At 66.7% G+C, this 22,343-nt stretch carries 17 protein-coding genes and 2 pseudogenes; 11 read left to right on the top strand and 8 right to left on the bottom strand.

Annotated elements, in window-relative coordinates:
- Positions 1 to 141 precede the first annotated feature (141 nt).
- Complete coding sequence (locus GBA63_RS12105; RefSeq protein ID WP_166176400.1) at positions 142 to 1,479, top strand: DUF2252 domain-containing protein; 1,338 nt, start codon at positions 142 to 144, stop codon at positions 1,477 to 1,479.
- A 159-nt stretch (positions 1,480 to 1,638) separates the two neighbouring features.
- Here the strand turns inward: GBA63_RS12105 and GBA63_RS24405 are convergent, their stop codons facing one another.
- The 4 genes and pseudogenes from GBA63_RS24405 to GBA63_RS12120 all read right to left on the bottom strand — a co-directional run bounded on the left by GBA63_RS24405 (position 1,639) and on the right by GBA63_RS12120 (position 5,519).
- Positions 1,639 to 3,177, bottom strand: coding sequence for an acetolactate synthase large subunit (locus GBA63_RS24405; protein WP_407690842.1), 1,539 nt, complete (start codon positions 3,175 to 3,177; stop codon positions 1,639 to 1,641).
- A 135-nt stretch (positions 3,178 to 3,312) separates the two neighbouring features.
- A pseudogene (locus tag GBA63_RS24410) lies at positions 3,313 to 4,266 on the bottom strand (YheT family hydrolase); the annotation flags it as partial.
- A gap of 19 nt (positions 4,267 to 4,285) precedes the next feature.
- Complete coding sequence (gene budA, locus GBA63_RS12115) at positions 4,286 to 5,068, bottom strand: acetolactate decarboxylase (RefSeq protein ID WP_166176404.1); 783 nt, start codon at positions 5,066 to 5,068, stop codon at positions 4,286 to 4,288.
- Positions 5,069 to 5,120: 52 nt separating this feature from the next.
- Positions 5,121 to 5,519, bottom strand: coding sequence for a GlcG/HbpS family heme-binding protein (locus GBA63_RS12120; protein ID WP_166176406.1), 399 nt, complete (start codon positions 5,517 to 5,519; stop codon positions 5,121 to 5,123).
- A 470-nt stretch (positions 5,520 to 5,989) separates the two neighbouring features.
- On the opposite strand from GBA63_RS12120, the gene GBA63_RS24185 reads away from it, so the two are divergent.
- From GBA63_RS24185 to GBA63_RS12150, 6 genes are all read left to right on the top strand, one after another.
- Positions 5,990 to 8,731 (top strand): LuxR C-terminal-related transcriptional regulator, encoded by a 2,742-nt coding sequence (locus GBA63_RS24185; RefSeq protein ID WP_166176408.1) that lies wholly within the window; start codon positions 5,990 to 5,992, stop codon positions 8,729 to 8,731.
- 153 nt (positions 8,732 to 8,884) lie between these two features.
- Positions 8,885 to 9,112, top strand: a complete 228-nt coding sequence (locus tag GBA63_RS12130; RefSeq protein WP_407690843.1) for a hypothetical protein — start codon at positions 8,885 to 8,887, stop codon at positions 9,110 to 9,112.
- Between the two features lie 47 nt (positions 9,113 to 9,159).
- Complete coding sequence (locus tag GBA63_RS12135) at positions 9,160 to 9,873, top strand: DUF4386 domain-containing protein (RefSeq protein WP_207956746.1); 714 nt, start codon at positions 9,160 to 9,162, stop codon at positions 9,871 to 9,873.
- A gap of 158 nt (positions 9,874 to 10,031) precedes the next feature.
- The gene (locus GBA63_RS12140) at positions 10,032 to 10,499 is read left to right on the top strand and encodes a hypothetical protein (RefSeq protein WP_166176410.1); all 468 of its coding nucleotides are present in this window, start codon (positions 10,032 to 10,034) and stop codon (positions 10,497 to 10,499) included.
- An 18-nt stretch (positions 10,500 to 10,517) separates the two neighbouring features.
- Entirely contained in the window at positions 10,518 to 11,261 is a 744-nt protein-coding gene (locus GBA63_RS12145; protein ID WP_166176412.1) for a DUF4386 domain-containing protein, read from the top strand.
- Positions 11,262 to 11,415: 154 nt separating this feature from the next.
- Positions 11,416 to 12,378: an NAD(P)/FAD-dependent oxidoreductase gene (locus tag GBA63_RS12150; RefSeq protein ID WP_166176414.1), complete on the top strand. Its 963-nt coding sequence runs from the start codon at positions 11,416 to 11,418 to the stop codon at positions 12,376 to 12,378.
- Between the two features lie 96 nt (positions 12,379 to 12,474).
- On the opposite strand, the pseudogene GBA63_RS12155 reads toward GBA63_RS12150, so the two are convergent.
- Both GBA63_RS12155 and GBA63_RS12160 read right to left on the bottom strand, forming a co-directional pair.
- Positions 12,475 to 12,963, bottom strand: a pseudogene (locus GBA63_RS12155) (ATP-binding cassette domain-containing protein); the annotation flags it as partial.
- Positions 12,964 to 13,039: 76 nt separating this feature from the next.
- A complete protein-coding gene (locus tag GBA63_RS12160; protein ID WP_166176416.1) occupies positions 13,040 to 14,482 on the bottom strand; it encodes an FAD-binding oxidoreductase in 1,443 nt (480 codons plus the stop codon).
- An 84-nt stretch (positions 14,483 to 14,566) separates the two neighbouring features.
- Between GBA63_RS12160 and GBA63_RS12165 the strand changes: the two genes are divergently transcribed.
- From GBA63_RS12165 to GBA63_RS12180, 4 genes are all read left to right on the top strand, one after another.
- A complete protein-coding gene (locus GBA63_RS12165) occupies positions 14,567 to 15,283 on the top strand; it encodes a winged helix-turn-helix transcriptional regulator (protein ID WP_207956747.1) in 717 nt (238 codons plus the stop codon).
- Between the two features lie 633 nt (positions 15,284 to 15,916).
- Positions 15,917 to 16,696: an IclR family transcriptional regulator gene (locus GBA63_RS12170; RefSeq protein WP_166176418.1), complete on the top strand. Its 780-nt coding sequence runs from the start codon at positions 15,917 to 15,919 to the stop codon at positions 16,694 to 16,696.
- A gap of 322 nt (positions 16,697 to 17,018) precedes the next feature.
- Positions 17,019 to 18,104: an amidohydrolase family protein gene (locus GBA63_RS12175; protein ID WP_207956748.1), complete on the top strand. Its 1,086-nt coding sequence runs from the start codon at positions 17,019 to 17,021 to the stop codon at positions 18,102 to 18,104.
- Positions 18,105 to 18,515 carry a Rieske (2Fe-2S) protein gene (locus tag GBA63_RS12180; protein ID WP_166176420.1) on the top strand — a complete coding sequence of 137 codons (411 nt, stop codon included), beginning with the start codon at positions 18,105 to 18,107 and terminating at the stop codon, positions 18,513 to 18,515.
- 49 nt (positions 18,516 to 18,564) lie between these two features.
- Here GBA63_RS12180 and GBA63_RS12185 read toward each other — a convergent pair whose 3' ends face one another.
- Together GBA63_RS12185 and GBA63_RS12190 are read right to left on the bottom strand one after the other, a co-directional pair.
- Complete coding sequence (locus tag GBA63_RS12185; RefSeq protein WP_166176422.1) at positions 18,565 to 20,754, bottom strand: beta-galactosidase; 2,190 nt, start codon at positions 20,752 to 20,754, stop codon at positions 18,565 to 18,567.
- A gap of 270 nt (positions 20,755 to 21,024) precedes the next feature.
- The gene (locus tag GBA63_RS12190; protein WP_166176424.1) at positions 21,025 to 22,209 is read right to left on the bottom strand and encodes an alpha-amylase family protein; all 1,185 of its coding nucleotides are present in this window, start codon (positions 22,207 to 22,209) and stop codon (positions 21,025 to 21,027) included.
- Positions 22,210 to 22,343 lie beyond the last annotated feature (134 nt).

Raw genomic sequence — 22,343 nt, forward strand, 5'->3', positions numbered from 1 at the left:
GACCCGGGCGGCCCGTAGCCGGCGGCGACCAGGGGCCGCCCGACCCGTGCGTATCTACCGGGCCGGTTGCGCGTGGCGTTCGGTCGGGGGAAGATTGGAACCGCCGGCGACGGGCCGGCGTCAGACGACGAAAGGATCTCCATGCCCGGAACCGTTGGACCAGGGCGGCAGAACGATTCCTCCGACGCGCGTCGGGAGGAGATCGTGGGCGTGCTCGTCGACGCTTTTTCGGAGCTGATGGACGCCGACCCGGACGCGTTCCGGCAGAAGTTCCGGAAGATGGCGGCAGGTCCTTTCGCGTTCTATCGCGGGAGCGCTTGCCTGTTTTACGCGGACGTGGGGCGCGAGGAGGACCGCTGGGCGGGCGAGCGAACCAGCAGGGTCTGGATCCAGGGCGATCTGCACGCCGAGAACTTCGGCACCTACATGGACGGCGACGGCGTCTTCGTCTTCGACGTCAACGACTTCGACGAGGCATACCTCGGCCACTTCACCTGGGACATCAAGCGCATGGCCGCAAGCGTCGCCCTGCTCGCGTGGATGAAGGCCATCTCCGACGAAGACATCGCGCGGCTCATCGAGACCTACGTCCGGGCCTACGTCGAGCAGGTGCGTTACTTTGTGGACTCCGACCGGGATCACGAGTACTCGCTTAGGCTGGAGACCACGGACGGCGAGGTCAAGGAGATACTGCTAGAGACCCGCCTCAACACCCGCGTGGATTTGCTCGACAAAACAACCCTGATCGACGGCAACTTCGAACGGAAGTTCCGGCGCGGCCCCGGCGTGCGCGACCTCGACGACGCCGAACGGGCCAGAGTGCAGGCCGCCTACGAGGCGTACCTGGAGACGATCCCGGACGCCAAGCGGTTCCGCAGCCTCACTTACGAAGTAAAGGACATCGTCGGCCGCAAGGGCTTCGGCATCGGCTCCGCCGGCCTCCCCGCGTACAACATCCTGGTCGAAGGCCCGACCCAGGCCCTGGAGAACGACGTGGTCCTCTCGATGAAGCAGGGCAACGTCGCGGCGCCGAGCAGGATCGTCGACGACGAACGCACAAGGGGATACTTCAAGCACCACGGCCACCGCACGGCCGTCTCCCAGCGCGCGCTTCAGGCCCACGCCGACCCCTGGCTCGGCTACACCGAGATAGACGGGGTAGGCTTCGTCGTCTCTGAGCTCTCCCCCTACGTCGAGGACCTCGACTGGGCCGACCTCACCGAGCCCGAGCAGATGTCCCCGGTGCTCGACTACCTCGGCCGGGCGACGGCCAAGGTCCACTGCGTCGCGGACAAGGACTCCGACCCCGCCATCGTAGATTTCCAGACCGAGGACGAGATCGTCGAGGCCATCGCCGGCAAGGAGGACGAGTTCGTCAAAGAGATGGTCGACTTCGGCGCCCGCTACTCCGAGACCGCCCGCGACGACCACCGCCTCTTCGTAGACGCCTTCCGCAACGGCCGGATCCCGGGCCTGTAGGGCCGGTGACGCGCCGCGTGGGAAACGAGACGGGCTGGTCCTGAACGCGGTCCACCCTTTGACGCGACTCGGCGAGGTTGCCGGCCACCTTCTCTTCCAGACTCCGGGTCAAGTCCTTATGCAACCCGCTATGACTGTTAAGCGCGACGGTCCATCCCGCTACAGGACGAGGTCGATCAGGTAAGGACCCTGCGAGCGCAGCCCGGCATCGAGCTGGCGGCTGAACTCCTCCGCCGTCGCGGCGCGTCCCGCCTCCACGCCCATGCCGCGGGCCATGGCGACCCAGTCGAGCGCCGGACGGTCGAGCTCCATCATGTCGTGGGCCTTTCGGCCGGCGTCTCCGGCGCCCACGTTCGCGAGCTCCCCCTTGAGGATCGCGTACGATCGGTTGTCGAGGATGACGTTGGTGACGTCGAGCCCTTCGCGAGCCTGGGTCCACAGGGCCTGCACCGTGTACATCGCGCTGCCGTCTGCCTGCAGGCAGACCACCTTCCTGTCCGGGCACGCGATGGCCGCCCCGGTGGCGAGCGGCGGGCCTATCCCGATCGCGCCGCCGGTGACCTGCAGGTAGTCGTGGGGGGCCGCGCCCCGCGTCCCCGAGATGAACGCCGACGCGCCCGTGAGCGCCTCGTCCACCACGACAGCGCTCTCCGGCAACAGGGCCGCCACCGCGGCGGCGGCCGTGTGGAAGTTGACCGGGCCGCCGGGCGAAGGTGTCTCCGGCGCCTGGGGGGGCGTCTCTTTTCGGGCGTCGAGCTCGTCGGCGAGGGCTTCGAGCGCCCCTACCACGTCCTCGGCTGGGGTGGCGAGCGTGCCGACGTCGCACTGCCGCGGGCTCAACTCGCTCGGCTTATCCGGGTAGGCGAAGAACGCCACAGGCGCCGTGGCCCCGACGAGCAGCAGATTACTCGTACCGGCGAGGGTCGCGAGGGCTTCGTCCACGGGGTAGGGCAGGAAATCGACGGCGACGCGTCCCGCGCCGCGCTCGACCCGCGCGTTGAGCGTCTGGGCGACGAGCCGCGCGCCCGTGCCCGCCGCGATCCTCCCCGCCAGCGTCAAGCCCGGCTCGCGCAACGCGGGACCGCCCAAAAAAAGGACCGTGGGCTCGCCGGAACGCAGGGCCCGCGCGGCGGCGGAGATCTTCTCGGGCGCCACCGCGGCGCGCGCCTCGACGGGTGGCAGCGGCGCCGGCCCGTCGGCCTGTTCCCAGGAGACGTCGGCGGGGAGTATTAGCGTCGAGATCCTACCCGGCGGCGTCAAGGCCGCCGCCACGGCAGCCGCCCCGTCACCGGCGACCGAGCGGCTGTCGGTCGAGGTCCGTACCCAGTGCGAGAAGGGCCGCGCCACGCCCTCGACGTCGGAGGTGAGGGGCGCGTCGAACTTTTTGTGGTAGGTCGCGTGGTCGCCGACGATGTTGACCATCGGGGTGTCGGCGCGTCGCGCGTTGTGAACGTTGGCCAGACCGTTGGCGAGCCCCGGACCCAGATGCAGCAGGGTCGAGGCGGGTTTATCCGCCATCCGCGCGTAGCCGTCGGCGGCACCCGTCACCACGCCCTCGAACAGCCCGAGCACGCACCGCAGGCCCCCGACCCGGTCGAGGGCCGCCACGAAGTGCATCTCAGAGGTACCCGGGTTGGCGAAGCACACCTCTACCCCGGCGCCGGTCAACGTCCTTGCCAGGCTCTCAGCACCGTTCATCCCTTTGCTCCTCCCTCGCGTATCTCGGAGGGAAGCATACCAACCTCCGCGGGACTCATAGAAGCCGGCAAAAATCCGCGAGGCGCTCCTCGGCCCAGAAGCGTCCCCCTTCTCGGCCGAGACGAAGGCGACGTGCCCGCCGTGCGCCGGCGTCGCCTTCACGACAAAGGGATTATCCGCGGCCCCCGGACGCAGCAGGAGGCCGCAGGGCACGAGGGGATCGTCCCTGGCGTGGATGATGAGGGCGGGCAACCGTATCTGAGGGACGAGGGGCAGGGCGCTCGCCCGGGCGTAGTAATCATCGGCATCGGCGAAGCCGCCGTGCGGGGCGGTGTACAGCTCGTCGAAGTCGCGGACCGTGCGCAGCCGCTCAAGCCCCCGGGTATCGTAGAGTGCCGGGTACAACATCTTCTTGCGCTCGACGAGCCGGCGCAGGCCGCGCACGAAAGCCCACTGGTACGGGCGATTCTGGGTCCTCCCCAGGTTCTCTACGGTAGCCTTCAAGTCCAACGAAGGCGAGACCGCGCACACGCCCAAAAGCGCCGCCGGGGCTTCCTCGCCCATCTCGCCGGCCATCTTCAGGGCCAGGTTCCCGCCCATCGAGAAGCCCGCGACGACGATGCGCGTACGCCCGTCGCGTTCAACGAGCTCGCGCACCACCGCGGCGAGGTCATGGGACATCCCGCTGTGGTAAAGCGTGGGCGTCAGGGCCTCCGTCCCCCCCCAGTTGCGCTGGTTGAGGCGGACCACGTCGGCGCCGGCCCGGTGGACCAGGCCGGCGGCGCCGAGGACGTAGGGGGCGTCGGCGCTCCCGCCGAGGCCGTGCACGAGTATCACGGTAACCCGGCCCGTCCCCGCCCCGTGCCAGCGGCAGCGGGCGAGGAGTCGCACGCCCGGCTCGACCTCGAACAGGCGCACCTCGTCCGGTTGGGCGCGGTAGCTCCGCGGCCACGCCCAGCGGGCGAGCGTCTGGGCGTGGCCGTTGGCGAGCAGGGGATGCGGCCTGAACGGCTCCGCCGCGAGCACGCGCGCGGCCTCGCGCGGACGGTCTTCTGCGCCCCCGAAGGTCGCCCCTCCGTCGCGGTTCATGCGCGAGCTGTCCCCCGCGCTACCGTTCCCTCTCGACGCGGTTCAGCGCATCTTCGGACACCTGTCCGGGTACGGGCAGGGATACCTCCGGGGGGAGCTCCAGCCGCAGGTCCGCCTCGCGGTCGACGCGGAGCTCGCCGCGGGCGAGCCGGCACGCGAGCACGTGACCGCCGGCGTCCCTCTTTTCGGTTATGAAGTGGAAGTGGTAACCCGGGACGTTCAAGCCCCTGGCATGGTCGGGGAAGCGGAAGCCCACGAGGCTGCCCCGCACGTCGCGCAGTTCGAAGGTGGGCTGGCCCTCGACGACCTCGGCGAGCGGCGGGTAGGGCCTGCGCTGCCGGGGCACGCTGCGCGTCTTGACGCGACCGAAGAGCCCGTCCACCCGAACGGCGCAGCAGGCGGCCGTCCCGCCGACGAGCCCGTCCACGTGGGCGCAGAGATCTGCCAGGTCCATCGGCGCGGGTAGCATTTGGGGCGGTCCCGGCTCGAAGAACGTCACGACCGCGAACGGCGTCCGCGCCCGGCCGTCGATCGGGTACGCCAGCCCGTCGGCCTTTATCTGGTAGAAGGCGCCGTCGAGGGCGACCATCTCGCCGTCCAGCGCGTCGAGCGTTCCGAGGCCGAAATCCCCGCGGTCTTCCAGCTCCGCGAAGCTGACGTCGCCCTCGTAGCTACCATCGAGCAGTGCCTCGATGGTCGAGGTCTGGAAGAGCGAGTGGTGGGGCCGCTCCTCCCCCACCAGGTCCCGCTTCGTGAGGTATTCGACGTGCAGCGCGCCCACAAGCGCGGCGTCTACGGGCATCTGGCTCCCCTCGGGTCGGCGGGCAGGAGCGTAGAAACGTTGGGCACGGGCATCAGCCAAAAGCGGCGACGCCGGCCTCCGCCACCTCGTGGTCCTCGTCAACCGTGCCCCCGCTCACTCCTATCGCGCCGGCCACCTCACCGTCGCGCATCAGCGGGATGCCTCCGGCGAAGATGACGATCCGGCCGCCGTTCGTCGTGTTGATGCCGAAGAGGGGCTGGCCGGGCTGGGCCATCTCGCCGATCTTCCTCGTGGTAAGCCCCCTCCCGGCCGAGGTAAAAGCCTTGTCTATGGCGATGTCGGTGCTCGCCACCCAGGCCCCGTCCATCCTGTGGAAGGCCACGAGGTTCCTTCCGGCGTCCATCACGGCTATATTCATCGGCTGGCCCATCTGCCTGGCCTTGTCCTCGGCGGCAGAAAGGATTCTCTGAGCTTCTTCGAGCGTGATCACCGCGTTGTCTCCTCCCCGAGTACGGACACGTCATCCACTACTCTCTGTAGTCGAACGGATCCATCATAGCCCATCATGCCTTTTCCCTTGTCCGGCAACCTTATCGGACTCACCCGTTCGTCGTCGAGATGGACAACCGCCTGGCTTATCCCATCATCTTGACTGGACAGAAAATACATGCCCGGCAGTTCACCAGTCCAAAGCGACGAGCTTCTTGTGGGCGTTGTGCCACGAGTTCGTCCTCCACGACCCACCTCCTCGTGGCCCGCAACGGCGCCGGCTTGCCCTTACCCGAGATCTCCTACCGCAAGCCCAGATTCGCGAGCCGCTCGTGCGTGGGGTCCGAATCGTAGCCGCGGTCTAGGTAGACGCTAGTCTCTTCGGGCAGCCCGCCGAGCGTCTCGAACACCGCCTCCGGGGTGGGGACCAAGTAGGGAGAGTCGGGTGTGCATTTGTTCTAGAATTTACACATGCTCGCGCCGATCTTGGCCACCAAACTCTATGTGCCCCCGGCGCAGCACGGAGCCGTCCTCCGCCCACGCCTGATCGGGCGCCTCAACGAGGGTCTGCACCGCAGGCTGACCCTCGTCTGTGCCCCCGCCGGCTTCGGTAAGACCACGCTAATCGGCGAGTGGATCGCCGGTTGCGGGCGGCCCGCCGCCTGGCTCTCGCTGGAAGAAGGTGACGGCGACCCCGCGCGCTTTCTGGCCTACCTCGTCGCCGCTTTGCGGGCGGTCGCTGCGGGTATCGGGGAAGGGATCTTAGACGCGCTCCGATCGCCCCAGCCACCGCCGACCGAACCGCTTCTGACGGCCCTGCTCAATGAGATCGCGGCCGTAGAGGACGATTTCTTCCTCGTGCTCGACGACTACCACCTTGTTGATGCCAAAGCGGTAGACGATGCCATCGCCTTCCTGCTCGAGCACGTGCCCCCGGAAATGCACCTCATCATCGCCACCCGGGAGGACCCGCGCCTGCCACTGGCCCGGCTGCGCGCCCGGGGCCAGTTGAGCGAGCTGCGCGCCGGGGACCTGCGTTTTAACCCCTCCGAGGCGGCCGCGTTCCTCAAGGGGGAGATGGGCCTGGACCTCTCGGCGGAGGACATCGCCGCGCTGGAAACCCGCACGGAGGGTTGGATCGCCGGCCTGCAATTGGCGGCGCTCTCGATGCGGGGGCGGGAGGACGTGTCCGGGTTCATCAGGGCTTTCGCCGGAGACAACCGGTTCGTCGTGGATTACCTGGTCGAGGAGGTCCTGCAGCGCCAGCCCGAACGCATCCGGAGCTTCTTGCTCCGGACCTCCATCCTCGAGAGGTTGAGTGGCGCGCTGTGCGATGCCGTCACCGGTCAGGAGGAAGGCAGTGGAATGCTGGAGGTCCTGGAGCGGGGCAACTTCTTTGTCGTTCCGCTGGACGACAAGCGCCACTGGTTTCGCTACCACCACCTCTTTGCCGACGTACTCTTTGCGCATTTAATGGCGGAGCGGCCAGATCAGGTACCCACACTGCACCGGCGGGCGAGCGAGTGGTACGAGCAAAACGGTCTGCGCGCCGATGCTATCCGCCACGCGCTGGCCGCCGAGGATTTCGAGCGGGCGGCGGACCTGGTCGAGCTGGCAGTGCCGGCCATGCGCAGGAGTAGGCAGGAGGCCACGTTGCTCGCCTGGCTCAAGGCGCTCCCCGACGAATTGTTCCACGTCAGGCCCGTGCTCAACGTTCACTATGCCGGGACGTTACTTCAGAGTGGCGAGCTTGATGGCGTTGAGGCCCGATTGCGGGACGCCGAACGGTGGCTGGACGAGAGCGCAGACTTGCGTGGGCGGCCGGAAGCCTCATCGGCCCGGATGGTTGTGATGCACGAAGGGGCGTATCGCCGCCTCCCGGGTTCGATCGCCATGTACCGTGCCGGACTGGCTCTGGTTCTGGGCGATGTGCCAGAGTCCGTGACATACGCCCGGCGGGCGCTCGACCTCGCAACCGAGGATGACCATTTCCGGCGCGGAGCGGCTGCGGCGCTCCTGGGGCTCGCATCCTGGACGAACGGGGACCTCGAAGCAGCCCACCGGTCGTACGCAGATGGCATGGCCCATTTGCAGATGGCCGGGTACATCTCCGACGCGGTCGGGGGCTCGATCGCCCTGGCCGATATACGGATCGCGCAGGGCCGTCTCCGCGAGGCGATGCGCACCTACGAGCACGCGTTGCACCTCGCGGCGGAGCAGGGCGAGCCTGTGATGCGGGGAACGGCGGACATGTACGTGGGAATGGGCGAGATCCACCGTGAGCGGAACGACCTGGAAGCCGCCACGCAGCACCTGCTGAGAAGCAAGGAGCAGGGCGAGCACACCGGGTTCCCCCAAAACCCGTATCGCTGGCACGTCGCGATGGCTCGGATACAGGAGGCCGAAGGAGATCTGGACGGCGCCCTCGACCTGCTCCAGGAGGCAGAGCGCCTGTACGTGAGTGATTTCTACCCAAATGTGCGCCCCATAGCGGCGTTGAAGGCACGGGTGTGGGCCGCGCAGGGTAGGTTGGGTGAAGCCCTCGACTGGGCGCGTGAGAAGGGCCCATCCGTGGAGGACGACCTCAGCTACGTGCGCGAGTTCGAGCACATCACCCTGGCCAGGGTGCTCATCGCCGAGCATAGGTGCGACCGGGCAGACCGCTCCATACTCGAGGCAACGGGACTCCTACAGCGCCTCCTGCAAGCAGCGGAAGAAGGAGAGAGGCCAGGAAGGGTCATCGAAATCCTGGTGCTGCAGGCGCTCGCCCATCATGTGCAAGGCGACACCCCTGCTGCGCTCGTGCCACTGGAACGCGCCCTGACCCTGGCCGAGCCGGAGGGCTACGTCCGGGTCTTCGTGGACGAAGGTAGGCCGATGGCCCGACTGTTGTTTGAAGCAGCCGCCCACGGGATTTTGCCGGACTATGCAGGCAGGTTGCTGGCTGCGCTCGAAGCCGAGGAGGACAGGAGCGAAGACCAATCTCATCCGCCGCCTGCCCTACCTGCCCAGTCTCTTGCCGAACCACTAAGCCAACGCGAGTTAGAAGTGCTGCGACTCATCGCTCAGGGACTCTCGAACCGTGAGATCGGCGAGCGGCTTTTCCTCGCCCTCATTACCGTCAAAGGGCACAACCGGAACATCTTTCGCAAACTCCAGGTTCGGAGGCGCACCGAAGCCGTAGCGCGCGCCCGCGAGCTGGGCCTGTTGTAGCCCGAACCCCGTTCGCCCGCAAACTCGGATCCGGAAAGGCGCGCAAGCGGTTCATAACAGTACCTCCGAACCCTACTTTGGTATCTGTTCGCCAATACCGTGTCGCGGCTACGCTCCTTTACGTGGAACAACGGCCACGGAAGGTGCGGGGTGATGGCAAACGAACTCGATCGCCCGATGGTCTACCAGATCAGGCTCAAGGGCCACCTGGGTCCCAAATGGGCAGACTGGTTCGGGGACGTGACCATCACGCTGGAAGACGACGGCGAGACGCTTTTGACCTGCCCGGTTGTGGATCAGGCCGCGCTGCACGGGTTGCTAAGGAAGATACGTGATCTGGGGATGCCCTTGATCTTTGCCATTCGCGTCAAACCCCCCTAGGCGAATGCCCCCGACGTCAAACAGTAAGTCGAGAGAGGAGAACGAAAATGGCGACCAACGGAAAAATGAGCCCTCAAAAGATCGCAAGAGTTACGGGCGTATTGTTCCTGATCACGTACGTCACCTCGATCCCCGCGGCGCTCGTCCTTTACGTCCCTGTGCTGGACAACCCCAACTACATCGTCGGTGGTGGCGGCGCCGACGACGGCGTGGCCTTGGGCGCGTTCTTGGAGCTGATCCTCATCATCGCGAACATCGGCACCGCCATCGTGCTCTATCCCGTCGTCAAACGGGTGAACGAGATCCTCGCTCTGGGCTATGTCACGGCTCGTGTGGTTGAGTGCGCCTTTATCGCCGTCGGCCTCATAAGCCTCCTTTCGGTGGTGACCTTGCGGAAGGAGGCCGCGGGCGCGGATGCCGGCTCGCTCGTCGCGGTCGGCCAGTCGCTGGTCGCGCTCCACGACTGGACGTTCGTGCTCGGACCGGGCTTCGTCGTAGGCGTGGGGAACGGGCTGATACTGGGCTACCTGATGTACAAGTCCGCCCTGGTGCCACGGGGCATGGCAATGCTGGGGCTCATCGGAGGTCCCCTGATCATCGCTTCGGGGTCGCAATCGTGTTCGGGGTCATCGAGGCAGGCTCTGTGTGGCAGGTCATCTCGACCATCCCGAGTTCTTCTGGGAGCTGTCGCTTGGCATCTGGCTCATCGTCAAAGGATTCAATCCATCTGCGGTTGCTTCCCTGTCTACCGATCCCGATGATGGCGTTTTGACGAGCGTTGACCAGCCCGCCGCCGTCCCTTCCAACGGTCATGTCGCTTCTAAGGTGTAGCGCCACGTAGCGCGAACGAAGGGCCGAGGCTGCTGCGCACCGGCCCTTCTCCTTAACCTCCACCCCTACCCAAAGGAGTGCACTCTCTATGTCCGAAGTATCTACCTTCAGGCTCTACTTGTTGAGGGCCATGTACTTGTTCACGGTCGTCGGTTTGGCGATCGAAAAGTTGCCGGCGCTACTCCATCCCGCGAACCTGTCACCCGGGGACAGCGTGATTCTCAGCGTGCTCGGCGCGACCGCGCTCCTGGCGGTGCTGGGAATCCGTTATCCGATCAAGATGCTGCCACTGCTTCTCTTCGAGTTTGTTTGGAAGTCCATCTGGATCCTGGTTTTCGGGCTGCCCCAATTGCTTTCCGGTGGGCTGGATCCGAACGTAAGCTTCGGGGGGACAGAGACGCTGACCGCCTGTCTCGTGGGCGTCGTGTTAGTTCCGCTCGTGATGCCTTGGGGCTACGCGCTCGAACACTATTTGAGTGCGTCTGGAGATCGGTGGGGCAAGCAGGCGACCGTACGACCGCCGCTCCCGAGGGATAAACCGAAGATCGCGGCCTAATCAAAGAAAGGAGTCCGGATGAATCCTCAAAAGATCGCAAGAGTAACCGGCGTATTGTTCTTGATCACCATCGTCCTCTCGATCCCGGCGCAGTTCGTCCTGTACGGCCCCGTGCTGAACGACCCCGACTACGTCGTCGGCGCCGGCGCCGACGCCCTCGTGCATTGGGGGGCGTTGCTCGAAGTGATTACCGCCCTCGCCTGTATCGGCACCGCCGTCGTGCTGTTTCCGATCGTCAAGCGGCAGAACGAAGCAGTCGCCCTTGGCTACGTCACCGTTCGTGTCCTCGAAGCCGGCGTCATCGTCGCCGGCATCGTCAGCATCGTTTCGGTGGTGACGTTGCGGCAGGACTTTGCGGGGGCCGCGGGCGCGGATGCCGCCTCGCTGCTCGCGGCCGGCAAGACGCTTGTTGCGTTCCATGACGCGACCTTCCTGCTAGGTCCCGGCATCCTTGCCGGCCTCGGAAACGGGGTTTTGTTGGGCTACCTGATGTACAGCTCCAGGCTCGTTCCACGCTACCTTGCCGTGTTGGGGCTCGTCGGCGGCCCCCTGGTCTCCGCTTCGGGGATCGCGATGCTGCTCGGGCTCTACGGGCCAGTCTCCATCTGGGCGGTAATCGCAACGGTCCCTGAGTTCTTTTGGGAGCTATTGCTTGGCATCTGGCTCATCGTGAGAGGATTCGATCCATCGGCCGCGATCCTTTCCGAGCCTGACAAAACAGACCCGAAGGAGACAGGCAAGAAGAGCTTATCAGTAGCGTAGAAGAACCGATCTGGCGCGGCCCCATGAGGCACGCGGGGCCGCGCCGGACCGATCTTGGAGGAAACTCATGACTGCGATGGCAAACACGAGATACGGAGCACCCGATGTTCTTGTATCGACGGAGGTAGAGAAACCTGTACCCAAGGACGACAAGGTGCAAGAGACGAATAGGCACGAACTCCGGTACGACGTCGTGGTGGTAGGCGGAGGCTCTGCGGGTCTGAGCGCCGCGCTGGTCTTGGGCCGCTCGCGCAGGCGGACGCTGGTACTGGACTCTGGTGAGCCACGCAACGCCCCTTCTTCCGGCGTCCACGGCTTTTTCTCCAGAGACGGGATCCCGCCGGAAGAGTTACTCGAGGTAGGTCGGGAGCAGTTGGAGCCGTACCCGAGCGTCGAGGTGTGCTCAACGCGGGTTACCGGCACCAGCGGTGACAACGGCGACTTCGAGGTAACCCTGGAGAACCGGACGGTCGTGAGAGCTCGCAAGCTCCTGCTAGCGACCGGCGTCGTCGATGAGCTGCCCGAGAAGCCGGGTTTCACGGAGCTCTGGGGACGGGGCGTCTACCACTGCCCGTACTGCCACGGCTGGGAGGTCCGCGACAGGCCACTCGCGGTCCTAAACTCCGGCGAGGGGGCGGCGGAACGCGCGGCCTTCATCCGCAACTGGAGCCGCGACCTCGTGCTACTCACCGACGGACCCACGAACCTGAACGAAGAAGGGCGACGGACGCTCCGCGCCCTCGACATACCGGTGAGGGAAGAGAGGATCTCGCACCTGGAAGGCGGAGCGGCCGGAGGCTTGAGGCGCATCCACTTCGAGGACGGTTCCCCACTGGAGCGCGAGGGCCTCTTCTACGTGCCGCCACAGCGCCAGGGCTCCGGGCTGGCCAAGATGCTCGGCTGCGAGATCGTGGCGATGGGCCAGGCGCCGGCCGGCGTGAAGAGTGACCCGGCGACGCGGGAGACGACCGTGGCGGGGGTGTACGTCGCCGGTGACGGGGGCAACGCCGTCCAGAGCGCGCTGCTTGCCGCGGCATCCGGGGCCAAAGCGGCGTTCTTCATGAACCACGCCCTCGTGGCCGACGAGGTTGCCGCAGCGGTCGGCGCAGCGACGTGATCTCCACCGCGGGTCTGGCACCATCTCCCATCCATTGGGACCTCGTGCCCACCGACGCCTTCGCAACAGGTTCCCGTGCTCCTCGCTGGGACAACATCACTTCTCGGTCCGCGAGCGGGACGAGTCGAAACAGATAAGAGAACTCGTCTCACGGAGTCTGCGAGGGCTTCGGGTGTCGGCGTAGGCCGCTAGATGCTCGCCGGTGAGGGTGGAGCGGGCGGCGACGAGGTCGGCGAGTGTGTCCTCGAAGACGACCCGGCCGCCGTCGTGGCCGGCGCCGGGGCCGAGATCGATGATCCAGTCGGCGTGCGCCATGATCGCCTGGTGGTGCTCGATGACGATGACCGACCTGCCGGAGTCGACGAGCAGGCCGAGCAGTTGCTCGACGTCGGCCAGGTGTAGGCCGCTGGTCGGCTCGTCGAGGACGTAGACGCCGCCCTTCGCGGCCATGCGGGTGGCCAGCTTGAGCCGCTGCCGCTCGCCGCCGGACAGCGTGGTTAGCGGCTGGCCGAGGCCGAGGTAGCCCAACCCGCGATCTCCACGAACGAGTCGATGAGGTGTTGCAGGCCGGTGAGCAGCGGGGACACCGACGGCTGGTCGACGCGGCGGACCCATTCGGCCAGGCCGCTGATCACATCCCGTACGCGACCCACCCCGACGACTATGTCGCCACGGTCCTCGCCTTCATCTCGCGCGGGCCGATGTTCTGATTATGGTGGAAGACGTTGTCGGGGTCGTACTTGGCTTTCACGCCCGCCAGCCGGTCGTAGACGGCGTCTCCGTAAGCCTCGCGGACCCGGTCGGGGTCTTCGTCGCCGCCGAGGAAATTGACGTAGACGCCTTCGCGGAAGCGGCCGAGGGCGGCGAAGAATCCCCTCGTCCAAGCGGTGTCCTGGTCGCCGAAGTTCTCGCCGGGCAGCCACACAGCGTCGAGGGTGATCGCGTGCGACGCCTGGCGGTTCCCGAACGCCGTCCCGCCCTCGGCCGCTCGGCTCACCGCTCCCTTTAAATGGAACATCGCCACGTACGACCGCGGCGACGAGCAGGAGAACGCGTGCTCGGCGATCACGTCGATGAGGTCGTCGCGGAGCTCGGGGAGGTGGGTGGCCTTCCAGTAGTAGTTCCAACCGTGGACGACGGCCGAGTCGAGCGAGCTCTGCCATCCCACGTACGGCGTGGGCCCGACCAGGTCGAGGAGGGGAGTCCGGGATGCGCGGAGCGGGCGGAGTACCCGCTCACCGTCCTCGATCGGCCCGGCGTAGCAGGTACCGACCATCACCACCGGGCGCCAGTGCAGGTCCTCGGGGATGCCCGGTAGCGGCGGCGCGGCGCCGAACCTCACGACCGTGCCGAGCTCGTCGGGAGCGTCGCGGACGAAGTCGCGGTAGAAGCGGAGAACCTCCCCGGCGTCGGCCGCGTCCCAGAGGATGGGGCCGGCCAGGACGGCGGGCCCGACGGAGTGGAGGCGGAACTCGAACGAGGTGACCACGCCGAAGTTGCCGCCGCCGCCTCGCAACGCCCAGAACAGGTCGGGGTGCTCGTCCTCGGACGCCCGCAGCAGCTCGCCGTCGGCCGTCACGACCTCGGCGGCGAGTAGGTTGTCGACCGTGAGACCGTACTTGCGCATCAGCCAGCCGATGCCGCCGCCGAGGGTGAGTCCGGCGACGCCGGTGTGGCTCACGATTCCGCCGGTGGTGGCCAGACCGTGCAGCTGCGTCTCGTGATCGACGTCGCCCCACAGCGCACCACCCTGCACCCAGGCCCTGCGGTCGGCGGGATCGACCCGCACGGCCCGCATCGCCGAGAGGTCGATGACGATCCCGTCGTCGCAAACGGCGGTGCCCGCCACGTTGTGGCCCCCGCCTCGTATGGCGATCTCCAGATCGTGGTCGCGGGCGAAACGCACGGCCGCGACCACGTCGGCGGTCCCGATGCATCGGGCGATCAGGCGCGGGCGCCGGTCGATGGCACCGTTCCAGATTGCACGGGCGAGGTCGTAGTCGGCGTGGTCGGCACTGATGAGCCAGCCTCGGAACCCGTCGATCTCCACGACGGGTGGCTCCCTGCTCCCGCGTCCGACTTCCGCGGTTGTCGGTGTCGTCATCGTGTACTCCTCTCGACGGCCACATTAGACTACCGCGGGCCGCGGCTGTATAGTCAAGAATCTGGACTTCACAACCGAAGGCGGGTGCGCAATACTGGCTTCGTGAGGACGTACGGCCAATACTGCCCCATCGCCCGTGGCGCCGAGATCTTCGCCGAGCGCTGGACACCGCTGATCATCCGCAACCTGTACCTTGGCTGCGGAAGCTTCAGTGAGATCCTGGAGGGCGTGCCCGGACTTTCCCGCACGTTGCTCTCAGAGCGGCTCAAGCAACTCGAACGCCTCAGAATCGTCGAGTCGGCACCCAAACCCCGGGGGCGTGGGAGCCACTACCAGCTCACGCCCGCCGGTCATGACCTCTTCAAGGTCTGTGCGTCGCTCGGCGAGTGGGGCGCCCGCTGGCTCGAGATCGCTCCCGAGCACCTGGATCCGTTTGTGGCCCTGTGGTCGATGTGCAACGCGCTCCGCCGGGACGAGCTCCCCGATCGGCGCGTCGTCATCCGCTTCGACTTCACCGGCCGCCCGCGCCGCGAGCGCTATTGGCTACTCATCGACCTCGGAGACACCGAGATCTGCAAGAAGTACCCCGGCCTCGACGAGGATCTCTATATCACGGCGGAAGCCGAAGCCTTCGTCAAATGGCACGCCGGCCAGCTCACCTGGGCCGCGGCCACTCGCGACCGCCGCATCCAACTCCACGGCCCCTCGTGGCTTGTCCGAGCCTTCCCGACCTGGAACGCCCGCAGCATGTTCGCTGACATCAAGCCGATCTCCCTAAGAGCCGCGAGTGGCCCAGGCTGAGCATCTTCGACGAAGTTGCAGCTCGACGACCCGGTTCTGCTCGCCAGCGTGGCGAGAAGGCGGTAGATGACGCGGGCGTGCCGTCCCGAAGCGTTGGGGGCGCGAGTGGATCCCGACCCGACCGTGTTTTCGGCACCCACAGGTTCGATAACTGGGCAACCTCTTTGATGTCAGCGGCTTGCCTGCTGATGCGCCTCTGGTACCCGCCGGACCATCGCCAGGTTAGCTTGCCCTTGGAGGGCCATCGTGAGTGGTGCGGGGTCCGGCGGACCAGGATGTGCCAAGCGGCAACAGGACTGAGCGCCGCAGAGCGCCGATAGGTGAACGACCGACGTGCACGTCCCGGCACCACCGGGTGTAACCCCACTGTCTGCGCCGACTGATGAATTTCGAGTTCTCCCGATCTCTAGGTGAAATGCTCGCTCTTCGTCCGAGCCACTTCAAAGCCGAGGGTGTCGCGGTAGAAGGCCAGACGGTTCTGAGTTGGGTGCGGACCCGTGGCTCGTCGCGGCCGGCGCCCGCAGGAGGGCACCGTAACGGGCAGGCTCCGCGCGGCTTGTGGATGATCGCTGCGATGAAGCCGCGTCGGCCAATCGGTATCGAAGTTGCGACCGTCTAGTATGATACGGCACCATGAAAAACCGAGACGGCATGCTGGCGAAAGGGCTCAGCCTCCTGGAGACATTGGGTGGACACCCCGAAGGTGCGGGCGTCAGCCAGGTGGCCCAAGAAACGTCTTTGCCGGTGAGCACCACTTACAGGTTGTTGAACGAGTTGGTGGATTGGGGCTTCGCGACGTTCGACCGGGAGACCCGACGCTACCATCTGGGCCTGAAGGTTTTCGAGCTGAGCAGCCGGGTGAGCCTGACCAGGAGCCTCTCGGAGACGGCGTTGCCGGTGATGCGGAGGCTGGCCGAATCGACCGGCGAGTCGGCCTTCTTGGGCGTGCGCACGGGGACCGACGCCCTGCTCGTCGAAAGGGTGGCGGGCCCTGGACGGGTCCAAGTCAACGGCGTCATTGGCGGCCGCACGCCCCTCCACCGGCTGGCGCAAGGGAAGGCCATCCTGGCCTTCCTGCCCAAACATGAGCGCGAAGAGGTCATCGACCGGATGACCTTGGAGCCCGAGACACCCAAAACCATCACCGACAAGGAGATTCTGCGCCGGGATCTCGAGACCACCCGAAAGCAGGGATGGGCGATGGTAGACGAGGAGAACGAGGAGGGCGTACGGGCTATCGCGGCCCCGGTGACCGACGCACGAGACCGGCCGCTGGCCGCGATCGCGATCGCGGCCCCCGCGTTCCGCTCCTCGGTGCGGGACCTGAAGGCCCACGTGCCGTTGCTCCTGGAAGCCGTGCGCGAGATAGAGCTGCAACTTCCTCCGAGCAGCGAACTCGTGACGTCCAGTTAGCCCTCCCCCACCTCCGAGGCGTTCGGAGTACCGGCGCGGAGGGCCCCTTGCGACTCGATTCAGGATCCTCACGGCGCACCGCCGGGGCGCCTATCCGGCGATGATCTCAAGAGACCGGGCCGATCGGAGGGCCGCGCCGGGTCTGCGCGCGGTCCTTCGCGCTGGCGCTCCAACCAGCGTAGCATCACGTACGACCGCCTCCTCAAAGCGTACGCAGAAATGGGCCACACGAGCCCCCTCCCGTTTGCGACGACCGCCCGAAAATGCGATAATGCTCACGCAACAGAATGTATTTTCACTAGATGGAAATAAGGGGGTTTCAGTGACTCAGACCGATCCGCTGATGGAGACCGCGGGGGCGGTCAGAACAGGCATCATCGACTGCGATGTGCATCCGTCGCCGCGAAGCATGGACGAGATCCGGGGGTACATGCCGATGCCGTGGAAAGACCGCTACCAGGGCGGTGGACGCGGCTTCTACAGCAACCCCGTGCATGGAAGCAGGCTGGATGCCGTGCCTCCGGGCGGCGGGCCCGCAGGCTCGGATCCCGGCTTTCTGCGGGAGCAGTTGACGGAGGCATACGGCACGGCGCACGCGATCTTGTTGCCTCGTGCCTTCTGCAACATGCACCCCGACCCGGACTACGGTACCGCAATAGCCGCGGCGTTCAACGATTGGCTCGCCGAGACGTGGCTCGGGGAGTACAACCACGACGGGCTGTTCAAGGGTTCGATCACCGTTGCCCACCAGGATCCGCAGGCGGCGGCGCGCGAGATCGATCGTTGGGCGGATCACCCGCACTTCGTGCAGGTGATGACCGACTCCGGCGCCCGGGCGCCGTTCGGCCAGCGGCAGTATTACCCGATCTACGAGGCCTGCGAGCGCAACGGCCTGCCGCTCGCCATTCATCCCGGCACGGACGGCATGGGCGTCAACGTCCAGCCGAGTCCCGGCTACCCGACCCGCTACATCGAGTGGCACACGTGCCTCTCCTTGAGCTTCCAGGCGCACCTCGTTAGCTTTGTGACCGAGGGCGTCTTCGAGCGCTTTCCCGGTTTTCGGGTCGTCCTGGTCGAGGGTGGCGTGTCGTGGCTGCCCGCGCTGACCTGGCGCATGGACGCTGAGTGGAAAGCGTTGCGCTCGGAGGTGCCGTGGCTGACGCGTCCCCCGAGCGAGTACGTGAAGGACCACGTGCGGCTCACGACCCAGCCGCTGGAGCGCCCGGATTCCGACAAGCACCTGCTCAACGTGTTCGAGGCGATGGACGCCGGGAGCGTCCTCATGTTCGCGAGCGACTACCCGCACTGGGACTTCGACTCCCCTACGCACGCCTTCCCCAAGATGCCCGACGAGCTGCGCGAGCGCATCTTTTCCGAGAACGCTCGTTCGTTCTACGGGCTGGGCTAAGTGGGCCGCCACGTCGTCGGACGGGTCGGCGAGTTGCCGCCCGGGGACCGCAAGGTGGTCGAGGTCGAGGGCCGTTCGATAGGCCTCTTCAACGTGAACGGGCGCTTCCACGCACTTAAGAACTCCTGCCCCCACCAGGCCGCGCCCTTGTGTCTGGGCTCCGTGAAGGGCATGACCATGCCGGGTAAGCCCGGCGAGTACGTCTGGGACAGGGAAGGAGAGATCCTGCGCTGCCCCTGGCACGGCTGGGAGTTCGACATCCTCACCGGACGCAGCGTCTTCAACCCGCACAAGACGCGGGTGCGAAGCTACGAGGTGACCGTGGAGCCGCCCGCGGAATTCGGCGATGAGGAGCGCGTGGAGACCTACCCCGTCTCCGTGGAGGACGGGCTCGTCGTCGTTCACCTGTAGCGGAGGGGCGGGACGTGGATTATCTGCGTCCCGCCCCTTGCCTCTCGTGTTACTCGACGACCACGACCTCGTGGTCGGTCACCGACGGGATGTCGATGGTGGCCCAACCGTCTTTGACATGCCCCTCCGTCTCATGGCCCGACACCAGCAAACGCACCCGGCCCGCGTCGACGCCTTCCGGGAGGCGGACGCGTGCCTTCAGGGGGCCCACTGGCACCAGTTCGTCGAGCAGCGCCGGCCAGGCGCCGGCGTTCGTGAGGTTGACCAGGTGGAGTACGAGGCGTCCCGGTTGCCCGTAGGGGTGGCAGTCGATTAGGCCCGGTCCCTCCACGCTCAAGGGGATGGCGTCGCCGGCCGCCCAGCGGACCAGGTTCGCGAGGAGGCGGGCGTGATCCGGGTGGCCGTCGCGACCAAAGCAGCGGTCCAGGTCCGCCGGGGCGTAGGCCACCCGTCCGCCGGCGGATTCGTTGAGGACGAGGCCAGGGACCCCGCTTGTCGGGTGGCGCATCCAGGAGAGCTCGGGCGGAAAGATCGGGAAGGGCGGCACGAAGGCGAGCGACGTCGCGGCGGCCGGGTCGGCGCCGACCACCTCGATCCTGCCTGCGAACGGCAGCAGGTCCGTCTCCTCGAAGCCCGAAAACGCGGGGCGGCGTTTGTCTCGAACCACAGGTTCGTCCCCCGTGGCGGGTCCGTCCACGCCGGCCCGGAGCTCGGGGCTTATACGCAGGTAGCTGTGCTTGGACCAGGTCTCCCAACTCGGGTCGGCCGCCCCCGCGGAACCGTGGTGGGCGCCTGTGGCATGCGCGCCGAAGAGGTCAGATAGGGCGAAGTCTCCCCTCCTGTCGCCCCACTCGTCGTAGAGGCTGCTCTCCCCCGTCGCGACCAGGCCGCCGCCGCCCTCGACGAAGCGGCGTATGTCCGCGCACTGCTCGTCCGAGAGGGAGCCGACGTTCGGGAGGACGAGGACGTCGAGGCGCCCGGCGTCCCGCCCGACGTGGTCGGCGTGGACCGGGACGTACGGGATGCGGGCGCGGATGAGGGCGTTCACGACACCTCGGTAGGGCAGCGTTACGCGATCCTCGACCTCGTCTTGGCCGTAAAAATCCGTGTTGCGCTGGGTCCACACGACGCCGACGTTCGCGAGGGGCTTGCGGTCGATCAGGTGCTCTTCGTTCTCCTCGTGCCACCGGAAGAGGGGCTCCGCCGTCTTGTACTGGCGACGGTCCTCGTGGTAGGCGCCGATGTGGTGCCACCAGGGCTGTATGCCGCCGGCGAAGCCCTCGAGGGCCCACAGGCGGGCCTCCGGTTCAGGCTTGCTGCCGACGCGGAAGGTCGGCTGGCCCTGTCCGTACAGGGCCGTGCTCTCCGGGATCAGCCTGTCCCAGCCGAAGAGGCCGTGGATAAGCTTCCCGGCGTCGGCGTTGCCCTGAAAGCCCCTCGGGTCGCGGCGACCCTGGTAGTCGAGGAAGAAGATCTCCGTTCGCTCGCAGATGGCCTTGTGGTCCCGGAAGCGCTCGCTCTGGACCTCTATTTCGCCGGCGTTCATGCCGATCCAGAGGCAGTCCGGACCACCGGCGGCCTTGGTGACGCGATTGTTGAGCTCCCAGACCTCCACTCTCCGGGCGTAGTTCCAGAGGATCCAGCGCCGGTAGGCGTCGCTGCCCCAGTCCTTCTTCTCGGGCAGGGCGTACCCCGTTGCGTCGCGGAACCCCCTCGCGCAGTTTTCGCAGTGGCAGATGTTCTCGCGCGGCAGGCCGCTCCAGCTGTTGTCCGCGAAGCCTTCGGGGTGGTTCCGCTCTATTACCTCCTCGAGGATGCCCGGCAGGTACTCCTCGTAGTACGGGCTGTTGACGCAGGAGACGTAGAGGTCTCCAGCCCTGTAGGGGCGCCCCTCGGCGTCGACGGTGAACCAGTCCGGGTGCTCGACGTAGAAGCGCTCGTCGGCCCGGTTGGAGTCCATCCGGGCGACGACGACGAGGCCCTCCTCCCTGGCGGCGGCGCAGATCTCGCCGTAGAGGTCGCGGTCGCCGAGGTGCTCGGCGCGGTGGTGGAGCGGGTACCTGCTCGGGTAGTAGGCGACGATGCCGCCGGCGTTTACGATGACGCCCTGGATACGCGTGCGTCTCCAGTATGCTCGCCACCACCCTTCGTCGTAGCGGACGGGGTCTACCTCGGTGAGGTTCGTTTGTCCCCATCGGTAGGTGCTCCTGTACCAGGGGACGCCGCCTTCTCCGCTCATCCGTCGAGCTCCTTGAGCGCTTCCCCGGCGCCCGAGAGGTTCTCCAGCTTCATCTCGGAGTACTTGCGGCTCAAGACCACGCCCTGCGCCCCGCCCTCGAAGGCCGCGAGCACGGCGGCCTTGACCTGCCCGGGGTACTCCTGGTGATGTCGGAGCCCGTCGTCATGTCGGCGTTAATCCCTGGGATCCTTTAGTCTTGAACCCCGGCGGCTCGGCTCGTTGCCCCTTCCGACGGGTATGTCTATGTCTATGCCCGGGTAGATCGCGCACCTACCCCCGACACCGGCCACGGCCCGCGCCGTCTCCCGCCGCACGTACTCGGCCGAGAAGCCGGTCTTGGGGAGATCCTGGCAGGGGGCCTCCTCCAGGTTCAGGAGCTTCATCATCAGGGGTAGACCTCTTCGGGGAGGCGTCCGCGAAGAGGGACTGGCAGATGTTGTGGATCCAGGTGTAGAACCTCGGCCCCGCGCAGTTGTCGTAGGTAACGACCTTGATGAAGTCGGAGAAGCGGGCCATCTCCTCGTAGTCCTGATCCGCCCGGTAGAAGGGGCTGAAGGAGATGTTGTGGTAGACGTGCCAACCCACCTCGACGTCGGGGTCGCAGGCCTTCGCGACGCCGTAGATGTCGCGGTAGAGTTGGCGCTGGCTCTCGGTCCAGAGCGTCTGCCAGCCGAGCAGCTCCGGGTACTGGAGGAGCAGGCGCCAGAAGGTCACGAACGCGCCGTCGGCCGGCCGCTCGCCGCCTGCCACCCGCTCGTTCCACTCGACGACCTTGCGGTAGCCTTCCTGGGCGCGGCCGGGGTCGATGCCGCGCTCCCCGCCTATCTCGCGGCAGTACTTGCAGAAGCAGGTGACGAGCTCCGGGGCGGTCGGGGCCTGCATGAGCATGTTGAGGGGGCCGGGGCGCTCCGAGCACCACGCTATGCCGTCGAGGTCGTAGCTCTTGACGTAGTCCTCGACTATGCTCAAATGCCAGTTGCGGTAGTCGGGGTTGTTGAAGCATGGCCTCAGGGTAGGCCGGTTGTAGGGGTCGACCTCCAGGCACTTCGGGAAGTTGGGGTAGTTCCTCAGCTCCTGGGCGTAGCCGGATTCCTCTATCCAGGCGACGGACTTCATGCCTCGGCGCCTGGCCTCGGGGATCACCTCTTCAAAGATGTCCCACTTGGGGTGTTCGGCGGCTCGTCCCGCCGCCCCGAGGACGGTATTGCCGTAAAACTCGGGGTGGACCGTGGCGTAGTTGCCCCCCTTCCAGTCGGGGTCGTACTCCTGCTCGCCGTGATCGGGAAGCGGGTGGCCCGGTATCTGCCTGCCGCCTGTGCCCCGGGTCCAGGTCGGCGTGGCGAGGAAAAGCGCGTTTACCCCGGCCCGCTCCTGGAAGGCGTCGAGCACGGGCCCCACGCCCTCATCCACGAACGACACGGCCCCTACCTGTATCGCGACGTAACGTTCAGCCAAGACCCTCTCCTTTTCACTAAGGACTACTACTATCGACCCGGCAACATCCCGAACTGCAACTTCCCAGACTGCCCGCCGACGCCCCTTTCGGTTTCGCTCTCGCCGGGGCAGAGCCTATCCAGCCCCGCAGGAGA

The sequence above is a fragment of the Rubrobacter tropicus genome, from assembly GCF_011492945.1.
In the GTDB taxonomy this organism is placed as follows: Bacteria; Actinomycetota; Rubrobacteria; order Rubrobacterales; family Rubrobacteraceae; genus Rubrobacter_D; species Rubrobacter_D tropicus.